Below are 1,396 nucleotides of genomic sequence, written 5' to 3'. Positions count from 1 at the left end.
GAGCTTGTCGCTTGCCTAAATGTGGCTGTCGAACCGATCGCACAGTCAGTTGTTATCGGAACGGCGACGCGTTGTTGTTCGATATCAGGAGCGTCTATCGTCAGGTAACGTCGTTGCCCGTCTAAAGACTGAGTCAAAGTGTTGCTGATGACGGTCGCTGATAAGGTTTTTTCGCTGGTGGGTGAGCCCCACAAAAGTAAAAGGAGCAGAGCAATCGAACCGATGAAGACCAAAATGTAAGTTATGGGGTTATCCAAGTTGAGTTCCACCCGTTTAGGCTAGCGTAAGCCTATTGTTTTACAATAAAAAAATCGCATGTTCAAAGAACGATGCGATTTTTGCTGATATTTAACATCTCTAAGAGGTTTAGGTTTGTTTGCTATTCATGACATTAATGCTTACAGGCGCCAAGATGAATCTTGTGCTGATATCACGTGCTGCACGGGGTCTGAACCGTCATAAAACCAAACTTCGACTAATAGATTTCCTTGGCTATCGGAGACCGGAAAATTCATTTCGGCTTTTCCGTTGATGAGTGCTTCAGAAGCTACTTTGCTTGCGTATTTCGCTTGATAGGTACCTGAAGTCATCGCTTGATACTCTTTATAGACACTAAGGTGCGCGCGTTGTGAAGAGTAGCCACTAATGTCAACAGATAGAGCACGAGCGACGATCGGATCGTAGTCGTAGCCATCTGGTACGTTCAGCGTTTGCATGCTTGGTTCTTCGACCACGATGGTGGTCTGAGTTGGGGGAGGCGTTGAACTGTCACCGCTTTTATCACCGCCGCCACCTCCACCGCCGCAGGCTGTTAACGCTAATCCCATGATGATTGTGATTAAATTTTTCATAATGTGGTCTCCTATGGAATGTAGCATTTGTTTGCTTTTGGTGAGGCATGCCAGTTAGCATTTTGACTGCCGGTTGATTCAGCGTAAGTGGCAAATTGTGGATACGCGTCAACCAAGTCTACGTTTTCCAATGGCCACTCCCAGTCCTCAACAATCAGCAGAGCCCAAGGTAGGTTGTTGCTGGTTTTGAAGTACGTACCTTGTACAGGATCACTTGCATCAACCCCGAGTCCATATAAGTTGGTATCATCAAACTGCTCGGTTGGCGCTTGATCCGGTAGGTGTACTTCCCATTTTCGGCCTGGTTGGAAGGTAATACCGTCACCGTGGTAAGTGTTTGGTGTTGCAAAGATAAATGGGTCGTAAGGCATGGCTTGTAAGCCAGAGCGGTCGGAGCCTTCCTTAAAATAAACCGTCAACGTAAAAGAGAAAGCAACGTTGTCATCACATCCTGATTGAGTTCGGAAGTAGGTACAATTGCTTTGCGTGTATTGGTTGAGATCATCGCTGATGATGAAAATGGCCTCTTCCGAGATAGTTTCCAA

3 protein-coding genes are annotated in these 1,396 nt (G+C 46.3%); all 3 read right to left on the bottom strand.

What is annotated here, in order from left to right; all coding sequences use genetic code 11:
• A partial coding sequence (locus tag R7Q38_RS23405) for a hypothetical protein (RefSeq protein ID WP_318114469.1) occupies positions 1 to 257 on the bottom strand: 257 nt, incomplete at its 3' end.
• Positions 258 to 398: 141 nt separating this feature from the next.
• Positions 399 to 851, bottom strand: a complete 453-nt coding sequence (locus R7Q38_RS23400) for a hypothetical protein (RefSeq protein ID WP_180766809.1) — start codon at positions 849 to 851, stop codon at positions 399 to 401.
• 11 nt (positions 852 to 862) lie between these two features.
• Positions 863 to 1,396 (bottom strand): LruC domain-containing protein (locus R7Q38_RS23395; protein WP_318114467.1); only part of this gene is annotated, 534 nt, incomplete at its 5' end.

It is taken from the genome of Vibrio sp. Vb0598 (genome assembly GCF_033338935.1).
In the GTDB taxonomy this organism is placed as follows: domain Bacteria; phylum Pseudomonadota; class Gammaproteobacteria; order Enterobacterales; family Vibrionaceae; genus Vibrio; species Vibrio alginolyticus.
The sequence above is the reverse complement of the archived record's forward strand: the minus strand, read 5'-3'. Positions and strand labels throughout refer to the sequence as shown.